The sequence below is a fragment of the Streptomyces antnestii genome (genome assembly GCF_004005495.1).
Classification (GTDB): Bacteria; Actinomycetota; Actinomycetes; order Streptomycetales; family Streptomycetaceae; genus Streptomyces; species Streptomyces antnestii.
Window position 1 is genome coordinate 632,797 of sequence record NZ_RZYA01000002.1, and the last position, 17,324, is coordinate 650,120.

The following is a 17,324-nucleotide window of genomic DNA, read 5'->3' on the forward strand; positions in this document are numbered from 1 at the left end:
GGTGGCAACGGGTGCGGGTAGCAGCGGGACGGAGCGGAGAAATGGCCCCTACCTGTGGATCACGCGTTCTATAGACTCCGCGGATGGCCAGCGATCTTCTCCGTCTCACCGTTCTGGGCTGTGCGACGCCCTATGCGAGCGTGGACAATCCGTGTTCCGGTTACCTGGTGTCCAGCGGCGCCACCCGGGTCTGGATGGATGCGGGCAGCGGCACGCTGGCGCAGTTGCAGCGGCATGTCCGGCTCGACGAGGTCGACGCGATCTGGATCTCCCACCTGCACGCCGATCACAGCGCGGATCTGCTCACCGCCTACTACGCGGCGCTCTACGCCGATATCCGGCTCGCCGCGCCCATCCCCCTCTACGGACCGCCGGGCATCGCCGATCGGCTGGCGCACTTCCTCACGAACGGCTCCACGCGCAGCCCGGTCGAGTCCGCCTTCGCTGTCCATGAGCTGGCTGACGGGCATCGGGTGCGCGTCGGCGCGCTCACCATGACCAGCCGGGCGGTGGCGCACGGCATCCCGGCCTTCGCCGTGCGCGTCGAGGCCGAGGGCCGCTCGCTCGTCTACTCCGGTGACACGGCGCCGTGCGCGAACCTCACACAACTGGCAGAGGAATGCGATGTGTTGCTGTGTGAGGCCGAGAGCGCCCAGGCACCGACCGAGGGCGAACAGGTGCACCACACGCCCGAGGACGCCGGTGGCACGGCCGACGTGTCCCGGGCGGGCCGGCTGATCGTCACCCACGTCGGCCGCTTCCTCACCCCGGATCAAGCGGTGGCACGCGCCGCAGCCCGGTTCAACGGCCCCGTCGACTACGCAGCCCCGGGTACCACCTTCTCGATCGGCTAGCCCGCAACCGCCCGCGGGCGCTCGCCAGGGAACGGGCGTTGCGTCCGGACAGGCCACGCTTCGCATGGCGGGCCGGGCCTGTCCATCGGGTCTGGTCCTGCCGGACGGACCCTTGGTCCCTGGCCCTGAGGAGAGCCGAGCGGTTGAGCGTGAAGGTGAAGCCGCCGGAGAGCTCGCCGCTCAGCCGGACTACCGGAACGAGCCACTCCTCCGTGACCAGTCTCTGACCCAGGTGATCAGAACCGCCAGTGACAACCCAGTTGTTGAGCACAGATGTACACCGATTTCAGTGTGAGAAGTCCGCAGCAAAAAGGAGCGCGGCGCACAGGCGCGACGCGCGACAGTTCAGCGCTCGGGAGGTCTCACAGGGTGTACAACGGCATGTCCTTGCCTGGACGACTGGGTTTCGGCAGCACCGTAATGGCGCACAGCCGCGCGGTTCCACTCGTTTTCGAGTGCTGGCTTACCATCAGATCAGCGACGCAAGGTGAAGAGCACTTCATCAACTTCTTCGCCTCGTGCGTTCGCGAAACCCCGATCGTGCCCGGAGACGACGAATCCGCACTTTTCCAGGACCCGGATGGAACCGAGGTTGTCGGCGGCCGCCCGGGCGAACACCGGACGCTCAGGTGCCAGGCGGAGCAGTTCCCGCAGTGCGGCGGAGGCAACTCCTCGGCCCCAGTACTGCCGTCCGATCCAGTAGGTGACCTCGCGTTCCTCGGGCGGGCCGAACACGGAAGCGTGGCCGACGATCTCGCCCCTGCCGTCAGTGACAGTGCGCACGACGACCTCTGGATTCTGGCGGATCCGCGTCCATCGGGCGTGGAAATCGGCACTGTCTGACGGGTCCTCGGCAGTGAACGCCGCCATCCGAACCCCCTCGGGCTCGTTCATCTGGGCGAAGAAGACACGCAGGTCGGCGTCTCTCACTTCCCGCAGCGCTACCTCCATCGACGCCTCCATCGACACCTTCTCGCAGCGGACAGCGGACCGATGCTCCCACGGTGGGAAGGGCGGTGGAGGGCAAGTGATTGATTCTGCTCGAAGCAGTGTGACTGCGAGCATGTATTGACACTCCTAGGCGGCGGCGCCATAGTCTCCCGAGTTGAATGTTGTCAGGTGCATGGCTAAAACTCTCCAACACCCCCAAAAGGAGACCCGGATGAAACGAGCGTTGACGCGCATGGCGGTGGCAGCCCTGGCCGCACTCGTCCCGTTCATCGCAGCACCAGGCGCACAGGCGCAGACCTTCGGCGGGAACGAACTGCTGTCGTGGTCCGTCAGTGGCGCTCCCAGCGGGGGACTGACTTCCCTCAACTTCCCGATCACCGTGAACACCGGCACAGCCCGCGTGTCCGGGACCTACTTCGCGATGCAGTACGGCTTCACCGGCCAGAGCAACATCGCCTACGCGGGGCTGCAGCCGCGGCCCGACGCGAACGGGCACCAGCGCCTGCACGGCGTGTTCTCCTCCTTCATCAGTGGCACGACAAGCGCCCACCCCAACTGCTCGGACGGCGCTGACGGCGGCGCCGGCGTCAGCTGCGGAGTGGACTTCAACGCCGTGTACGGCCACACCTTCCGCGTCGAGATCGCCCAGGCCGGCACGGACACCTGGTCGGGCACCATCGTCGACACCAACAACGGACAGCGGACCCCCGTCGGCACCTACAAGCTGCCTGCCGGCTCCGGCAAGCTGAAGGCCTCGCAGGCCGGTTTCATCGAGTACTACAACGTGCCCAGCTGTGCCCAACAGCCGCGCTACGACGTCACGTTCGGCGGGGCTTCCTCCGGCTCCCTGTCCGGCACGACCAAGTGGGTCAAGGAGTACGGGGCGTGTGCCGGCTACGGCAGCACCAAGGTGACCACCGTCGGCGCGGGTGTGCGCGTGACCCGGGGTAGTGCGGGGTAGCACGCGTGGCAAGGTCGGCATGTGAGGGGCGGTCTCGCGGAGGCCGCCCCTCGATCGGTTCGCGATGCGTATGACCTCGCCGTAGCGTTCACTTCTCATTCATTGCAATGGGCGGGGCGACTATCGTTGCGTTATCCGTGGAACCGTTGCAACACTTTACTGGCCTTCACCTGCATAGATATGTATCCCGTGCAAAGAGTCTGTTGTCGGAACATGGAAAGCAACGTAGCGTTTCTGGTGTCAGAAACAGCGAGCAACGACCAGTGAGCATGGGAGAGCACGATGCAGAAGTTCGAGACCACCGCCCCGATCTCCGCCGTCCTGGACATCCCCGCCGGGCGCATACAGTTCATCGCCGCGGACCGCGCCGACACGTGCGTCGAGGTCCGGCCCGCCGATGCCTCCAAGAGCCGCGACACCAAGGCCGCCGAGCAGACCCTCGTCGCCTTCGCCGACGGCGTTCTGCGGATCACGGCCGCGGCCTCCGGCAACCAGATCCTCGGCCCGTCGGGATCCGTGGAGGTCACCGTCCAGTTGCCCGTGGGTTCCCACGTCGAGGGCAAGGCCGCCAGTGCCGAGCTTCGGGGTGTGGGGCGCCTGGGTGACGTCGCCTTCGACGGTGCGTACCGCCAGATCAAGCTCGACGAGGCCGCGAGCGTCCGCCTCACGGCGATCGACGGTGACGTCGAGGTGGGCAGGCTGGGTGGCCCTGCGGAGATCAGCACCGCGCGGGGTGACATCCGGATCGCGGAGGCGACGTGCGGCACGGTCGTGCTCCGCACGCAGTCCGGCGACATTTCCGTCGGCGCCGCTGCCGGTGTCTCGGCCTCCCTGGATGCCGGCACGGATCACGGCCGCGTCACCAACGCCCTCAAGAACGACGGCACCGTCGAACTCGACATCCGCGCCACGACGTCTCACGGCGACATCGACGCCCGCAGTCTCTGACGACGCCCTTTGCGAGGAGCAGCGTCAAGGCGCTTCCGGCCGGGTCCACGGCGATCGAGATGCTGTTGGTCGACGTCGCCGAGGACCCGGGGTGCGTGAGCCGGGCCGGGTGTTCTCGAACCAGCCCCGGATAGCGGTCAGTTCTGCGGTGAGTAGTTGCGGTGTCCGTGCGTCGAGGAGCGCCGCGATGTGACTGAGCACTACATCTGTCTAATGAGCACTGGACTTGTCGCGCTGTGCACTCGACTTGGCGGGCAAGGTAGCCCTCGCCAAGTCTGAGCTGGGCTGTTTCGCCCTATCTCCGTTCGCTGCCTCACCAGCGTGGTGCGCTGGTGTTGTGGAGAGCTGGCTGCGATCGTCGCTGCGGAGTTGGATGGTGGAATGGTCGGCGGCCAGCACCCAGGTGGGGTTCCCGGTGGCGGCGCACGCTTTGGGGCCGCCGTCGGCGGCGATGGTGCCGATTCGCGGAGCCGACCTTCTCATGGACGGTGGCGTCACCTTCGCCCATCGGCAGCCAGGGTGGTGCGAGCCATGCGTCCCACGGTGTTCACCATGGGCCGAGTGCGGCGGTGAGTTGGTCTGTCGTGACGATGGCCTGGGCGTAGGTGGGGCCGTTGAGTCGGTGAGCGGCGTGCATCATCTCGGGGCTGAAGGACGCGGTGGCGTCGGTGACCAGCGTGACGTGGTAGCCGAGCTCCATGGCGTAGCGGGCGGTGGCCTCGATGCAGGTGTTGGCCAGGACGCCGATGACAACGACGTGAGTGATGCCGTGCTGCTTGAGCTGCATGTCCAGGTCCGTGTTGGCGAACCCGCTCGATCCCCAGTGTTCCTGTACGACGACCTCGCCCGGCTGCGGTTGGAAGTCAGGGTGGAACTCCCCGCCCCAGGAGCCCCGGGCGAAGTGTTGGAACTCCTGGATCTTCCGCTGCGAGGGGGTCGGATGGTCCCACGACTCGTAGTCGCCCGGCTCCCAGCGGCGGTGCGGTACGAAGACCACGCGCACACCGTTTTCGCGGGCGGCGGCGACCACAGACCGGAGATGGTCCAGAAGATCGACGCTGCGGGCCACGGGCTCCAGGCGGGGCCAGACCTTGCCGCCCTCCGAGAGGAAGTCGTTGTAGGGGTCGACCAGCAGGACGGCCGTGTGGCGAGGATCGTAGATTTCGGCCATGGTTCCTCCTCGTCCCGGCCCTACTTGGGGGGCGGTCCCGGTCTGCTCACAGTGGTGCCGGGCCGGGAGGCGTCACGCCTTGTGCCCGAGTCCGCTTCGCGTCCCCGCCGAGGCACACGGTCGGTACAGGATTGAACCGCGCTATCCGGCCGCGGCAGGGTACTTTCCGGCGTACGGCCGCAGGTGGTCGATCTCCGTCTTCTCTGCGTACTGTTCGCTCTGGTTGAGGAAGCGACGGACGTGGGGGCTGACGTCCGTGTTCCTCGAAGGTGGCTCGGTCGGCGTACAGCTCGAAGAAGAGGCGCTGGTTCGGTGCTCCCTCGACTTCACTGCAGGGGTACACCAAGGGGACCGGCTCGTGTTCGAGGACCCCCTCGACGGCCTCCCGGACCAGTTCGTCGAACGCTTCACCAGCACCGTCACGCAGCGTGAAGCGGACACAAAGCGCCATCTGGCTCATCCCTGCCTCCTTCTACCACTCCCAGTCTCCTCACACAGCGGGCGGCACGCGCGTCGACGGACCTGGTCCGATTGCGAGAGCACAGGTCACGGCTGAGCATGAGGCTCAACGAACGCGGGACCTGCAACGGGCGCGTGCGGCCATGGTGTGCGGTCACGCATCGCCGCCACGGCGCCGAGACGGGTTCCGCGTGTCACCACACCTCACTGAAGCGACCGCCAGGGGCGGAAAGGGAGCCCATGTCTCAGGCATCCGGGAACAGTGACTCCGACGACGAAGCCACCGCCACAGTTGCCCCGGCGCCACCTGCTGCGCACTGCCGGTGCGTTGGGGCTGGGAGGTGTCGCGCTGACCGCCGTCACCCTGCCGCGCGGCGGGGCCCCGCAGCCCCACACGACCTCCACACCCACGCCCGAGGCCCTCGGCTCCGTCCGGCAGGCGATGGTTTCCAGGGCGGCGTAGCGGGCGTCGCGCAGGCCCTCCTCTTTTGCCACCAGAGTCAGACCGGCCGGCGGGATGGCGGGAAAGCGATGAAGACGGATGAAGACGATGGCGCTCTGGCCACGGTCTGGGTGACGAAGAAGAAGGCGCGGTTGATCACCTGGTACCGGTCGTAGTCCGCGGCCGTATGTTCCAGGAACGACCCTTGACCCGAAGACAGCGGCCGCAGTGACCAGGAGCGTCGGCGTGCTCCTCGGTGAGGATGTCCCGCAGGAGGTCGACGGCCACCGGGTCGGTCAGGTCAGCGCCCGGACCGGCGAGATCGCCGTGGGGGGACAGTGCGGCCACCGCCTCGTCTGCGCACTCCACATACGCTGGATACTGCCCTGACCAGGTGGAAGACCTCTCGGCCGGCAAATCGCTCGAAGGCATCGGATGATCTTGCGTCGGGTCTTGCCCTCCTGGGTGCGGCGTTCGTAGTACGTCTGGGTGCGGGGGTCGTGGCGCAGCCGGGTGAACACGATGCGGTGCAGGGCGGCGTTTGCTTGGCGGTCGCCGCCGTGGTTGAGCCGGCGCGTGCGCCGCCGGACCGTCGGCACGAGAGCCGCCAGAAGCTCGCGACTCCTCCGGCGATCTTGCCCTTGCAGCTCGTCCTTGCGCACACAGAAACCGGCGTACGAGACCGCCCGCAACTCCCTGGTCGATCCGCCCGTGGGTGGGAGCCCGAATACGCACAGAGGCGCGCAGCCATCTCTGACCGCAAAATGGATATAAGTCGCTCCCGCTCCTGACGGAGACGATACCGGCGATTCGGAGGCACAGGCGATGTCCACCAGCCCGAGCCGATGGATGACGATCGGCGACTTCCTGCTTCGGCGTCTGGAGGAGGCCGGCGTCGGCCACCTCTTCGGCGTCCCTGGTGACTTCAACCTCGAACTGCTCCAGCAGCTTCAGGACGCGGGCACGCTGCAATGGGTCGGTAACTGCAGTGAGCTGAACGCGTCCTACGCAGCGGACGGCTATGCCCGGCTGAACGGCATGGGCGCGCTCCTCGTGACGAACGCCGTCGGCGCCCTGAGCGCGATCAACGGTGTCGCCGGCTCCTACAGCGAGCACGTGCCGGTGGTCTGTATCTGCGGGTCGATACCGCTCAAGTCCATCGATCGCGGCCTGGGCATGCACCACACGATGGCCGACGGCACGTGGGACCGCTTCCTCGGCGCCTACGCGCAGGTGACCGCCGCGCAGGCGCGGCTGACCCCGCACAACGCGGTCACCGAGATCGACAGGCTGATCCTCACCGCGTGGCGGGAAAAGCTCCCGGTGTACGTGGAGTTGCCTTCCGACATCGCCTATCTCGACATCGAGGTTCCGCAAGCGCGGCTGGTGCTCGCGCAACCGCCCAGCGACCCGGAACGGCTTCGGTCGTGCGTCACCGCAATCGCAGCCCACCTGTCCGCCGCCAAGTCACCGGCGGTCCTGGTGGATCTGGACGCGGACCGCTTCGGCGTGGCAGCCGACCTCATGGGGCTGGCCGAGAAGATGCAGCTTCCCGTGGCAGTGATCAGCACAGCCAAGGCGGTCATCGACGAGACGTTCCCCTACTACGTCGGCATCTACAACGGCCAGGCAAGCGAGCCGCATGTGCGCGCGGCGATCGAGTCCAGTGACTGCCTGCTCTCCATCGGCTACCGGCCGATCGAGGTGACCACGGGCGACTTCACTGCTTCGCTGCCCGCCGACACGATCCGCGCCCGTAGCCACTCGGTGGACATCGGTGACGACAACTACCAGGCAGTGACGCTCCAGGAAGTCATCCGCGGTGTACGGGACACCGTCCCGCACGTCACGAGCCGCGCTGCGCCACAGCGGGGGGCTACGGCGGCAAAGACCCCCGCAGGCGGCTCCACCAACCTGACGCAGGCCGCGTACTGGCAGGCAATCCAGGGCTACCTCCGGGCCGGGGACGTGCTCCTCCTCGACAACGGCACGTCGTACGCCCTCCTCGGCCTGCACCTGCCACCGGACTGCACCTTCGTCGGATCGATCAACTGGGGCTCGATCGGCTACTCGGTCGCAGCCCTGCTCGGCACGCTGACCGCAGCACCAGACCGTCGCCACCTGCTGTTCCTGGGCGACGGCTCATTCCAGCTGACCGCGCAGGAGCTGTCGACCATCCTCCGGCACGACTACAAGCCGGTGATCTTCCTGATCAACAACGGCGGATACACCATCGAACGCGGATACCTCGGCAAAACCGGGCAGTACAACGACATCGCGACCTGGGCCTACGCGGATCTACCGAGGGTGCTCCGCCCGGACACCACGGCGCGGTCGTTCGTTGTCAAGACTCCCGCGGACCTGGCGGAGGCCCTCAGCGCGCCCAACGACACGCTGATCCTCATCGAGGCAGTCATGGATCCCTACGACGCTCCCGCCGCGGTCATGGCCAGCAGCAACACCGGCGCGGACATCGACTACGGGCCTCGCGGCCCGCAGCACCGCGACAACGCCCAACTCCGGCCGGCCTGACTCCCCCCACGCGAAACAGCGGCGCGGCCCGGAGACGACTTGGTTGAGGCAGGCATCGCAGATCAAATCGATGTGCGTCTCCGTGAACAACAAGCCGGGACAAGCGGCAGGTCCGTGCCTTCGACTCCGGCGTGCAGGGCGTATTTGGCCGCCGGCCGAGATGTAGAGGGCGGACGTGCCCAAGCAGCTGGACCAGCTTCCCCAGCCCCTGCGGCGGTGCTCAGGCCGTGAAGCCCTCGATCGCCACGGGAAGGTGCCGGGGGCCGCGCAGTACGGCGTTGGCGCGGTACGGCGGCGGGTCCTCGAGCAGCCTGGAGAACCTGACCCGGCGGAACAGTTCGGGCACCGCCACATGGAGTTCTATCCGGGCGAGGGGGGCGCCGAAGCAGTAGTGGATGCCGGTGTAGAAGCCCAAGTGTTCGTTGTCCCTGCGGTCGGGGTCGAACCGGTCGGGGTCCTTGAAGCGTCTGGGGTCGCGGTTGGCCGCGGCCAGCATGAGCCAGACCGGCGAGCCCTCGGGGATCGTGGTGCCGGCGACGTCGATGTCGGCCAGGGCTGTGGTCCACGGGACGAACTGGACCGGGGGCTCGTAGCGCAGCACTTCCTCGATGAGCGGGACGGCCAGGTCCGGGTCCTTCTGGAACCGCTCGAGGACGTCAGGGTGGCGCAGCAGGGTGAGGGTCGTGTTGGTGATCGCGTTGACGGTGGTTTCGTGGCCGGCGACCAGGAGCAGCACCGCGGTGGCCTCCAGGTCCGCCGGTGTCATGGCAGGGGCGAGCGCGCTGAGCATCCCGGGGCCGGGGTGACGGCGTTTGGTCTCGATCAGATCGGTCAGGTAGGCGCCCATGTCCTGGCGGGCCCGCTGTGCCTTTTCCTGGCCGTCGTCGCCGGCCTGGGGATCGATTGACGACGCCAGGGCGTCGGCTCAGACGTGGAAGCGCGGTTCGTCCTCGCGCGGCACGCCGGGGTCGGGGAAGGCCGGGTCGATCGGTTCCAGCGTCTCGGTCCGGCGGTCGACCGTGCGGTACTCCGGCGGGAACGGCGCGCCGGACGCGATCTGCTGCTCGTAGAACCCCAGCCACTTGGCTCCGTCGAAGGACGCCGCGGCGATGACGCGGCCCCGGTAGCCGTACACCGCGACGAACCGCTCCTCCGTGAGCGCCCCCTGGGCGACGACCAGTTGGTCGCCCAGCGAGGGCACACCCACCGACTTGATGTTGACGCCGAACTGGGTGGACCAGAACATCGGCAGCCACAGGTGCGGACGGCGGTCCGGACCCGCACAGATCATGTTGTGGGCGGCGATCTCTGCCTGTTCGACCGCGTTGCCCCAGTGCTCCAGCGCCAGGAACTGGTAGTCGAGCAGCGGGTGGGGGCTGCGGGCGACGTCACCGGCGGCGTAGATGTCGTCGGTGACGATGCCGTTGACGTCGAACACCCGACACCCGGCGTCGCACGCGATCCCCCGAGGACCTGCGGCCACCCCCGAGCCGGCCAGCCATTCCGTGTTCCGCATGGCACCGAGCGAGACGACCGCCACCTCCACGTCGATCGCCGAACCGTCGGACAGATGGGCACGCCTGAGTCGCCCCACATCGTCGCCCTCGAGGGCGGTGACGCTGATGCCGCAGCGCAGGTCGACTTCGTGCTTGCGCTGCAGCCGGTCCGCTACCGCGCCGATCACTCCGCCGAGCGCGCCCACCAGCGGGGCCGGGCCGCGCTCGGTGACCGAGTGCCTGGTCGTCGACGACGGCGGGGTCGTGTCGCCAGCCGTTCCCGTCCCAGGCCTGGTGGGCCGGCGGCATGCCGTGCTCGAACTCGGTGACGCGGTCCACCTCGCCGCTGATCAGGATGCCGCTGGCCAGCAGCGACGGCTGCCGCCGCTCGATCACCTCGAACCCTTCGCGTTCCAGCGCGCCTCGGGACAGCGTGGGCAGCTCCAGACCCTGGCCGGCCGGTAGGTCCAGCCGGCGGCGGGTCCAGACCGCGGGGTGGACGGTCAGCGGCAGGCCGGAGCGACCGCGCAGCCGGGCCAGGCCGTCGAAGCCGCCGGCGTGGTCGAAGTGTCCGTGGCTGAGCACGACGCCCTGCAGGCCGCCGACATCGAGCCCCAGACGCTCGGCGTTCACCGCTAGCCCGTCCGGCGACGCTCCCGTGTCGAACAGCAGCATGCTGTTCGTGTTGCCGCTTCGGGCGGTGACCAGGGCGGAGAAGCCGTGCTCGGCACGCAGCCCCGCGAGGGCCTCGCCGCCGGCGAACTGCCGCGCGGCGGTCCGTCCGGCGCCCGCCGACGCCCGGGTGACGCCTTCGGCGGAGGCCAGCAGGGCGTCGTAGATGTTGTCGACCATCGTCGTGACCCTGACCTCGTCGACCTCGGGCAGCGTCACCGGGTCGACGGCCGGTCCCTCTGCGAGGCGAGGTGCTGACCAGGCCGCCTCGGCATCCGAGTATCCGTGATCGTCGCACATGCCAGAAACCGCCTCCCCCCCGATCCGGGAAGGCAGATCCCCGGTACGAACCGCAGGCCCACGGCGCTCGCACCGGCCGCAGGCGCCGCGCGGTGTCATGCTTCCACCCGCGCGGGCGGGACGACAACGTCGATGAGCCCGGTGGTTACGTCGTACACGAGCCCTGAGACGAATACACCGGCCCGGAGGTTCTGCCTGAGGATGTCGACGTCGACGCGGACGGCGGCGACCGGGTCGGTGACCGCCTTGGCGGCCAGGTCGGTGGCTGGCACGTCGAAGTAGTCGGTCAGCAGCCCGGGGAACGCGGCCAGGTCTGTGATGCCGCAGTCGGTGTGGTGCAGCACCGCGTAGTGGTTGTCGCGCGGGCCGGGGCTGCCCGTGCGGGCCTGGACGACCTTCGAGAGCATCTCCAGCGTCGCAAGGGTCGCGGGCGTGACCCGTCCTCCGACGTTGCGGATCACCGCTGCCTCGCCGAGCTCGAGCCCGAGTACGGCGGACGGGTCGACACGCGGGTCGACGCATCCGATGACCGTCAGACCGCCTCTGGGCATCAGTTTGAGGCCGACGAACGATCCACCGTCGGCGAACCTCACGTTCCGCTGGGTCAGCTCGTCCTTGTCGATCACGTGGCCGGTGATCCCATCGTCCTCGGCGCCTGATCCCTGGTGACACCGTCACTCGCCTCCAGCCTGGCTCGTAGCTGCCTCCCATGCCACTCGGCGGGCCGCAGGCAGTGATCGTGCAGGTCAACGCCTTGCGGGAACCGACTTGGCGTGGCAGGGCCGCTTCCTGTCCGTCGTCCTCGGCCCGGCTGGCTCCGAAGACGAACAGTGGCTTGGTGCCGTGGGCAGGCGCTTCGGCGAGCGCGACGGCTTCGGCGAAGCGTGCGAGCGGGAAGGGCCGCCCTTGGGGGATGCTCAGCACCTCGTCGGCGACGAGATCGCGGACCCGACGTTGATCGTGCGGATGCCCAGATGCCGGGCGAGCTGGATGACGAGCCGCCCGACGGTGGAGCCTGCGGCCGTCTGCAGTAGACATTCGCCCGGCTGCACATCGAGTTCGCGTGTCACGAGGAGCAGCGCGGTCGGCGGGTTGACTGCGAGCTGGCAGGCGGTCGAGTCGCTCAGGTGGTCGGGGACCGGCAGGAGCCTTCGGGCGTCGATGACGAGGTATTCCTGCCAGGTGCCGGCGACGGGAGGTTCGGGCACCGCCGGGATCGCAGCGGCCACAACGCGCGCACCGGCCTCCGGTGTCCGGGCCCAGGGCCTCGACGCGGCCCACGCACTCCATGTTGCCCCCGACAGCGGCGAACTCGGGGAAGAAGCCGTAGCGGCCGCGCAGCAGTGCAGACCACTGGCGTAAAGGGGAGTCGCCGTCACCCGGATCAGTGCCTGACCGGCCTTCGGCGTGGGAACAGGCCGGGATTCCAGCCGCAGGACATCGGTGGGTTCACCGGCCTCCAGGGCTATGAGCGCGCGCGTCCATCGGGGCATGTGTGGCTCCCCGTCTCGTAACGCCCGAGACGGCTCGGCGTGCTGGTATCGCGCGGCCGGGGGGATCAGGACCGTTCGCCGCAGCGCACCACCCTGACTCCGTCACTCCACGCTACGCCCGCCCCCGGGAAGATTTCCGGCGGCTGACCATCCTTCGGAAGCCTTTCCTCCCGGGGGTTGACCAGGGCCGAAAATCAGAGGGCCAGGCGGCGGATCGCGACTGCGGCCGCGTCGTCGTTCAGGTGGCCGTGGACGTGGGCCAGAAGGTCGTCATGGAGAGCGCGCAGGAGCTCGTCAGGGTCGTCATCGGGCCACGCGGGCGCCCGTTCAGTGAGCTGGTAGAAGAGGTGGTCGGTGTTGCGTGCTTCGATGACGCCGTCCGTGTACAGAAGGAGCAGGTCGCCGACCTCGAACGGGAACGTCTGGACGTCGTATGCGGTGATGCCGAAGGTGCCGCCGAGTCCGATCGGAAGGTGGCTCGCCTCCGGCGTGAGGGCGGTGACTTGAGTGCCGCGCAGGAGCAGCGGCGGTGGGTGACCGCAGTTGATGAGGTGGACGACCGGCTGGTGGTCGGGGATGTCGAGCAGGATCGCGGTGGCGAAGTCCTCGTCGGTGTCCTGCTCCGTCTGCGAGCGCCACTGGCTGCTGTCCCAGCGAAACGCGGCGTCCAGGTGGACGGCGAGGCGGGGCAGGGTGGCCTGCCGATGGGCGGCCGCGCGGAAGGCGCCGAGCAGCAGGGCGGTGTTGTTGATCGAGGCCAGACCGCTGCCACGGACGTCGCCGATGAGGAGCCGGGTGCTGTGGTGATCGGTCCGCGCGGCCGCGTACAGGTCCCCACCCAGAGAGGCTTCCTCCTCGGCCGGGATGTACAGGCCGGCGATCCGCAGCGGGCCGGCGCGGCCGGGCAAGGGCTGCAGCAGCACGCTCTGCGCTGCCTCTGCGACGGACCGCACCCGGTGCAGCTGACGTTCACGCCGGTCCCGCAGCACGCAGACGCCGACACAGACGGCCGAGACGACGATCAGAGCGGCGGTCTGAGCCTGGATGTTGGCGGTGGACAGGCCTTCTCTCAGCACACCGATCAGCGCCTGCGCCGCCACGGCGAGTACTCCCATCAGCGCCGTCATGCGGGCGCCTGCGAACGCCACCGTGATTGCCGGTGCCGCCACCAGCAAGGGCCCGAGGTGAATGTGCGGCGGAGCGATCACATCCACCACACAGACCGCGACGATCAGCCCCAGAGGGATCACCATCAGCGCGGGCGCGTGACCCGGCTGCCAGGACCGCCGGAACACCCGCCACGCTCGCAAGGCCATGCCCCAAGTCTTCCACCCACCTTCCCCTGCGGGAACGCGCCGCTCCGGAGGCCATCCGCTGCACATGACGACTGAACGCGCCACCGCGCCTGCGCCATGACGGCCCCCTGCCGGTGGGCCGCCGTGCACAGCTCTCCTGTGCGAGGGGCGCTGGGTACTCGCCAGCCACCCGGTGACGCTGGGCCCCGAACTGTGCATCGCATTTGTCCATCCGGGCCACCTGGAGTGCACAGTCACACGCGAAATCATCGGCGAGCAGCCGCAGTTGGGGCGCTCTCGTCGGCCCAGGACTTCTTGACCTGGTACGAACGCTGGCTCAAGCACATGCGGAACGGTAAGGACGACCCCGCACATTGCCGATCGATCCCCGCAGCTGACGGAACCCGTGACGGTGCTAAAAATTGTCGTATGTGGGTAGAGCGAGTGATCGAGCTGACCGGGTGGGAGCCGCTCGGGATCTGTGTCGACTGGGCGGCTGTCGAGGCAGAGTTGGGGGTCCCGCTGCCGGCGGATTACAAAGGAGCTCTACGAGGCGTTCGGCGGCGGCGTCTTCAGCGATTCCGTCTATTTTCTGGGGCGCGACGAGGGCGTCGTGTTCGACTTCCTGACACAGTGGCGGGTCTCCCTGAAGGTCGCCCAGGACAGCAAGTTCGGAGATGTCTCCGCTGTCGAGCCCTACGGCGTGTACGCGCCGGGCAGCAAGGGGCTTGTTGAGTGGGGCTCCACCGAATGGGCCGACGAATACTTCTGGTTGATCGATGCCGAGCGGCCGGGCGAGTACCCCATCCTCGCGCGGTCCAATGACATCGGCGCATGGCACCGGTACGACATGTCCACCGCCGAGTTCCTGTGCCGCGTCCTCGCCGATGCCGATTTCAAACCGTTCGGGATCGCTCAGTACGACCTCGGCACGACGTTCGAGCCGCCCGGTTCCGGCGACGATGAGTGACCGCTTGAGGGTGTCACCGGTCCGGGCGTCACGGGCCACCTCGCCTACCTGATCCGGACGAGAGGACCTAGGCGTCCAGCTCCACGTCCAGTCGCTCCGCCTCGTCCCAGAACTCCGCATCCGCCTTCTGCAGACGGGCCGCCGCGTGTTCCATGTGGCGGTGGGCCGCCGAGCGGGCCGCCTCGGGGTCGCCGTCCTCGATGGCGGTCAGGATCGCGTGGTGTTCCTTGCGGACCGCCTCGAAGAAGTCGCCGCGGCGGGCCTCGTTGGCGCGGGTGACGCGTATGCCGCCGCGGGAGACCTCTCCGAGGTAGCGGGCCGTGGAGACCAGGACCGGGTTGCCGGTCGACTCGGCGATGGAGCGGTGGAACGCCAGGTCCTCCTCCACACCGTCACCGCCCGCCGAGACCGCCTTGTCGATCGCGGTCAGCGCCGCACGCATACGTGCGACGTCGGCGGGCGTCGCACGGGTCGCCGCGAGATGGGCGGCCTCGGCCTCCATGGCGCGGCGCACCTCGACGATCTGCAGCACCTTCGCCTTGGTGTCGGTGGCCTCGGTATCGGCTTCCAGGTCGAGTGGACGGGTCCGGCGCGGCATCACGAAGACACCGCGGCCCTGGCGTGCTTCGACGAGGCCCGCGTTGCGCAGCCGGGAGACCGCCTCACGGATCACCGTGCGGCTGACGCCGAGCTGCTTGACGAGTTCCACCTCGGTCGGCAGCTTGTCGCCGGCGGTCAGCCGCCCGGACTCGATTTCCTCGGTGAGCATCGCGGCGACGCGATCCGCCAGCCGCACGGGCCCGTCCACCTTGTTGAACATGGCTTCAGTCTATCGGCGTACGCGCGGTCGACCCGGCGCGGGCCAGGGCGTCGGCCGTCACCGCGTCCGCGTGGTCCGTGACGTACTGCCGTACCACCGACGCGAAGTCGGGGTCGGGTGTCAGGCCGAGCGCCGCGGCGCGCGTGTTGTCGAACGCGGCGGGCCACGAGCCGACGATCGCCTCCACGGCCGGGTCCGGCGCGATCTTCACCAGGCCGGCGACCGCGTCCCCGGCCACCTCGCGCAGGGTGTCGAGCATCTCGCCGACCGTGACGGTGAGGGCCGGGAGGTTGACCGGGAGTGCGCCGGTCAACTGGCCGGGGCCCTCGCCACGCTCGGCCTGGGCGATGCGGAGGATGCCCTCCACGGTGCGGCGCGGGGAGGCCAGGGCGACGCGCAGGTCCGGGCCGACGGGGCAGGTCGCCGGGAGGCCCGCGAGCGGTTCGCGCACCACGCCGGACAGGAAGCCGGACGCGGCCGCGTTCGGCTTGCCGGGACGTACCGACACCGTCATCAGACGGGTGACGCGGCCGTCGAGGTAGCCGCGGCGCGTGTACTCGGCGACCAGCTGTTCGCAGATCCGCTTCTGCACGCCGTAGCTGGACTGCGGCGTGGGCAGCGTCGACTCGTCGACCACGGGAGGCAGGGGAAGCGCGGCGTCGGAGCCGTAGACGGCGACGCTGCTGGCGAGGACGAGGCGCACCGGGGTGCCCCCGGCCGCCGACTGGGAGCGCGCCGCTTCGAGCAGGGCGCGGGTCGTGTCCAGGTTGGCACCCATGCCGAGGTCGAAGTCGGCCTCGCACTCGGCGGACACCGCGGCGGCGAGGTGGATGACCACGTCCACCGGTTCGGCGAACAGGTCCCCGAGACGCTCGGTGAGATCGCCCTGGACCACTTCCACCAAGGGGTCGGCTGTCAGGGGCGAGGCGTCCGGTACGAAACGGTCGGCCAGAGTCAGGCGTTCGACGGGCCGGCCGTCGAACGTGCGCTGCTCCAGCAGGGCCTCGGCGACCTGGCGGCCCAGGAAGCCGAAGCCGCCCGTGATGACGATCCTCATGCGGTGTCCTTCAGAGACTTGTTCTGGTTTTGGTTCTGGTTCTCGGTCTGGTTCTTGTACTTGTTCTTGTTCGGGAACTCGGGGCGGAAGTCGTCGAGCCAGCCGAGACCCTCGCTCGTGCCGGCCGCGGGGAAGTACTCGCAGCCGATCCATCCGTCGAAGCCCAACTCGTCGATGACGCCGAAGAGATGGCGGATGTCGAGCTCGCCCCTGTCGGGCTCGTGGCGGTCGGGTACGCCGGCGATCTGCAGATGGCCCACGCGACCGGTCGGCAGGTCGCGGCGGAGGGTGGTCGTGAGGTCGCCCTCGACGATCTGGCAGTGGTACAGGTCGAGCTGGACCTTCAGGTTGGGTGCGCCCACCTCCTGGACGACGGCGTGCGCGTCGGCCTGGCGGTTGAGGAAGTAGCCCGGCATGTCACGGGTGTTGATCGGCTCGATCAGGATGTCGACACCGGCGCTCGCCGCCTGCCGCGCGGCGTACGCGAGGTTCGCCACGTACGTCTCGCGGTGCCGGGCCAGGTCCGCGGGAGTGGCGTCCGGCGCGACCAGACCCGCCATCATGTGCACGCGCGGGCTGCCGAGCGCGGTCGCGTACTCCAGGGCCCGGTCGACGCCTTCGCGCACCTCGGACTCGCGGCCCGGAAGTGCGGCGATGCCGCGCTCGCCGCGGTCCCAGTCGCCGGGCGGGGCGTTGAACAGGACCTGGCGCAGGCCGTGTTCGTCGAGGCGGCGGCGGAGTTCGCCGCTCTCGTACGCGTAGGGGAAGAGGTACTCGACGGCCTCGAAGCCGTCAGCCGAGGCCGCGGCGAAGCGGTCGGGGAAGTCGTGCTCGGGGTACAGCGTCGACAGGTTCGCTGCGAACCTCGGCATGGGGGCTCCTCGTGGTGCGGTGGTGCAGTGG

The 17,324-nt window shown here is 68.8% G+C and carries 17 protein-coding genes and 3 pseudogenes; 8 read left to right on the forward strand and 12 right to left on the reverse strand.

Annotated features, from left to right (window positions below; all coding sequences use genetic code 11):
• The first annotated feature begins 83 nt into the window (after window positions 1-83).
• Entirely contained in the window at window positions 84-854 is a 771-nt protein-coding gene (locus EOT10_RS07635; RefSeq protein WP_127827273.1) for an MBL fold metallo-hydrolase, read from the forward strand.
• A 474-nt stretch (window positions 855-1,328) separates the two neighbouring features.
• Here EOT10_RS07635 and EOT10_RS07640 read toward each other — a convergent pair whose 3' ends face one another.
• On the reverse strand, window positions 1,329-1,805 hold the full coding sequence (locus EOT10_RS07640) for a GNAT family N-acetyltransferase (RefSeq protein WP_127827274.1): 477 nt from the start codon (window positions 1,803-1,805) through the stop codon (window positions 1,329-1,331).
• A 211-nt stretch (window positions 1,806-2,016) separates the two neighbouring features.
• Here EOT10_RS07640 and EOT10_RS07645 point away from each other — a divergent pair, with 211 nt between their 5' ends.
• On the forward strand, window positions 2,017-2,766 hold the full coding sequence (locus EOT10_RS07645; protein ID WP_127827275.1) for a hypothetical protein: 750 nt from the start codon (window positions 2,017-2,019) through the stop codon (window positions 2,764-2,766).
• 282 nt (window positions 2,767-3,048) lie between these two features.
• On the forward strand, window positions 3,049-3,714 hold the full coding sequence (locus EOT10_RS07650; RefSeq protein ID WP_127827276.1) for a DUF4097 family beta strand repeat-containing protein: 666 nt from the start codon (window positions 3,049-3,051) through the stop codon (window positions 3,712-3,714).
• Between the two features lie 547 nt (window positions 3,715-4,261).
• Here the strand turns inward: EOT10_RS07650 and EOT10_RS07655 are convergent.
• Both EOT10_RS07655 and EOT10_RS42980 read right to left on the reverse strand, forming a co-directional pair.
• Window positions 4,262-4,885: a cysteine hydrolase family protein gene (locus EOT10_RS07655; RefSeq protein ID WP_127827277.1), complete on the reverse strand. Its 624-nt coding sequence runs from the start codon at window positions 4,883-4,885 to the stop codon at window positions 4,262-4,264.
• Between the two features lie 46 nt (window positions 4,886-4,931).
• Window positions 4,932-5,345 carry a putative quinol monooxygenase gene (locus tag EOT10_RS42980; RefSeq protein ID WP_348539242.1) on the reverse strand — a complete coding sequence of 138 codons (414 nt, stop codon included), beginning with the start codon at window positions 5,343-5,345 and terminating at the stop codon, window positions 4,932-4,934.
• A 669-nt stretch (window positions 5,346-6,014) separates the two neighbouring features.
• Here EOT10_RS42980 and EOT10_RS41200 point away from each other — a divergent pair.
• Together EOT10_RS41200 and EOT10_RS07675 are read left to right on the forward strand one after the other, a co-directional pair.
• The gene (locus tag EOT10_RS41200; RefSeq protein WP_189491304.1) at window positions 6,015-6,176 is read left to right on the forward strand and encodes a hypothetical protein; all 162 of its coding nucleotides are present in this window, start codon (window positions 6,015-6,017) and stop codon (window positions 6,174-6,176) included.
• A gap of 435 nt (window positions 6,177-6,611) precedes the next feature.
• Entirely contained in the window at window positions 6,612-8,318 is a 1,707-nt protein-coding gene (locus EOT10_RS07675; RefSeq protein ID WP_127827278.1) for an alpha-keto acid decarboxylase family protein, read from the forward strand.
• Window positions 8,319-8,538: 220 nt separating this feature from the next.
• Here EOT10_RS07675 and EOT10_RS07680 read toward each other — a convergent pair.
• Both EOT10_RS07680 and EOT10_RS07685 read right to left on the reverse strand, forming a co-directional pair.
• A pseudogene (locus EOT10_RS07680) lies at window positions 8,539-9,282 on the reverse strand (cytochrome P450); the annotation flags it as partial.
• A pseudogene (locus EOT10_RS07685) lies at window positions 9,274-10,050 on the reverse strand (FAD-dependent oxidoreductase); the annotation flags it as partial. The pseudogenes EOT10_RS07680 and EOT10_RS07685, both read right to left, overlap by 9 nt.
• Window positions 10,051-10,078: 28 nt before the next feature.
• Here EOT10_RS07685 and EOT10_RS41840 point away from each other — a divergent pair.
• Entirely contained in the window at window positions 10,079-10,279 is a 201-nt protein-coding gene (locus EOT10_RS41840; RefSeq protein WP_223280880.1) for a hypothetical protein, read from the forward strand.
• A 57-nt stretch (window positions 10,280-10,336) separates the two neighbouring features.
• On the opposite strand, the pseudogene EOT10_RS43085 reads toward EOT10_RS41840, so the two are convergent.
• Window positions 10,337-10,489: pseudogene (locus EOT10_RS43085) on the reverse strand (MBL fold metallo-hydrolase); the annotation flags it as partial.
• A 45-nt stretch (window positions 10,490-10,534) separates the two neighbouring features.
• Here EOT10_RS43085 and EOT10_RS41850 point away from each other — a divergent pair.
• Complete coding sequence (locus EOT10_RS41850; protein ID WP_223280881.1) at window positions 10,535-10,744, forward strand: hypothetical protein; 210 nt, start codon at window positions 10,535-10,537, stop codon at window positions 10,742-10,744.
• A 137-nt stretch (window positions 10,745-10,881) separates the two neighbouring features.
• On the opposite strand, the gene EOT10_RS07695 is transcribed toward EOT10_RS41850, so the two are convergent.
• From EOT10_RS07695 to EOT10_RS07705, 3 genes are all read right to left on the reverse strand, one after another.
• Window positions 10,882-11,412: a carbonic anhydrase gene (locus EOT10_RS07695; protein WP_127827281.1), complete on the reverse strand. Its 531-nt coding sequence runs from the start codon at window positions 11,410-11,412 to the stop codon at window positions 10,882-10,884.
• 291 nt (window positions 11,413-11,703) lie between these two features.
• Window positions 11,704-11,994 carry an MDR/zinc-dependent alcohol dehydrogenase-like family protein gene (locus EOT10_RS41855; protein WP_223280865.1) on the reverse strand — a complete coding sequence of 97 codons (291 nt, stop codon included), beginning with the start codon at window positions 11,992-11,994 and terminating at the stop codon, window positions 11,704-11,706.
• A 479-nt stretch (window positions 11,995-12,473) separates the two neighbouring features.
• On the reverse strand, window positions 12,474-13,595 hold the full coding sequence (locus tag EOT10_RS07705; RefSeq protein WP_127827282.1) for a PP2C family protein-serine/threonine phosphatase: 1,122 nt from the start codon (window positions 13,593-13,595) through the stop codon (window positions 12,474-12,476).
• A gap of 460 nt (window positions 13,596-14,055) precedes the next feature.
• Here EOT10_RS07705 and EOT10_RS07710 point away from each other — a divergent pair, with 460 nt between their 5' ends.
• A complete protein-coding gene (locus EOT10_RS07710; protein ID WP_127827283.1) occupies window positions 14,056-14,544 on the forward strand; it encodes a hypothetical protein in 489 nt (162 codons plus the stop codon).
• Window positions 14,545-14,611: 67 nt separating this feature from the next.
• On the opposite strand, the gene EOT10_RS07715 is transcribed toward EOT10_RS07710, so the two are convergent.
• From EOT10_RS07715 to otnI, 3 genes are read right to left on the reverse strand one after another with little or no spacing between them, the layout of a single operon-like run.
• Window positions 14,612-15,364: a FadR/GntR family transcriptional regulator gene (locus EOT10_RS07715; protein WP_127827284.1), complete on the reverse strand. Its 753-nt coding sequence runs from the start codon at window positions 15,362-15,364 to the stop codon at window positions 14,612-14,614.
• A 4-nt stretch (window positions 15,365-15,368) separates the two neighbouring features.
• Window positions 15,369-16,421, reverse strand: a complete 1,053-nt coding sequence (gene denD / locus EOT10_RS07720) for a D-erythronate dehydrogenase (RefSeq protein ID WP_127827285.1) — start codon at window positions 16,419-16,421, stop codon at window positions 15,369-15,371.
• Window positions 16,418-17,293 carry a 2-oxo-tetronate isomerase gene (gene otnI, locus EOT10_RS07725; RefSeq protein ID WP_127827286.1) on the reverse strand — a complete coding sequence of 292 codons (876 nt, stop codon included), beginning with the start codon at window positions 17,291-17,293 and terminating at the stop codon, window positions 16,418-16,420. Before otnI ends, denD begins: the two co-directional genes overlap by 4 nt.
• Between the last annotated feature and the right edge of the window lie 31 nt (window positions 17,294-17,324).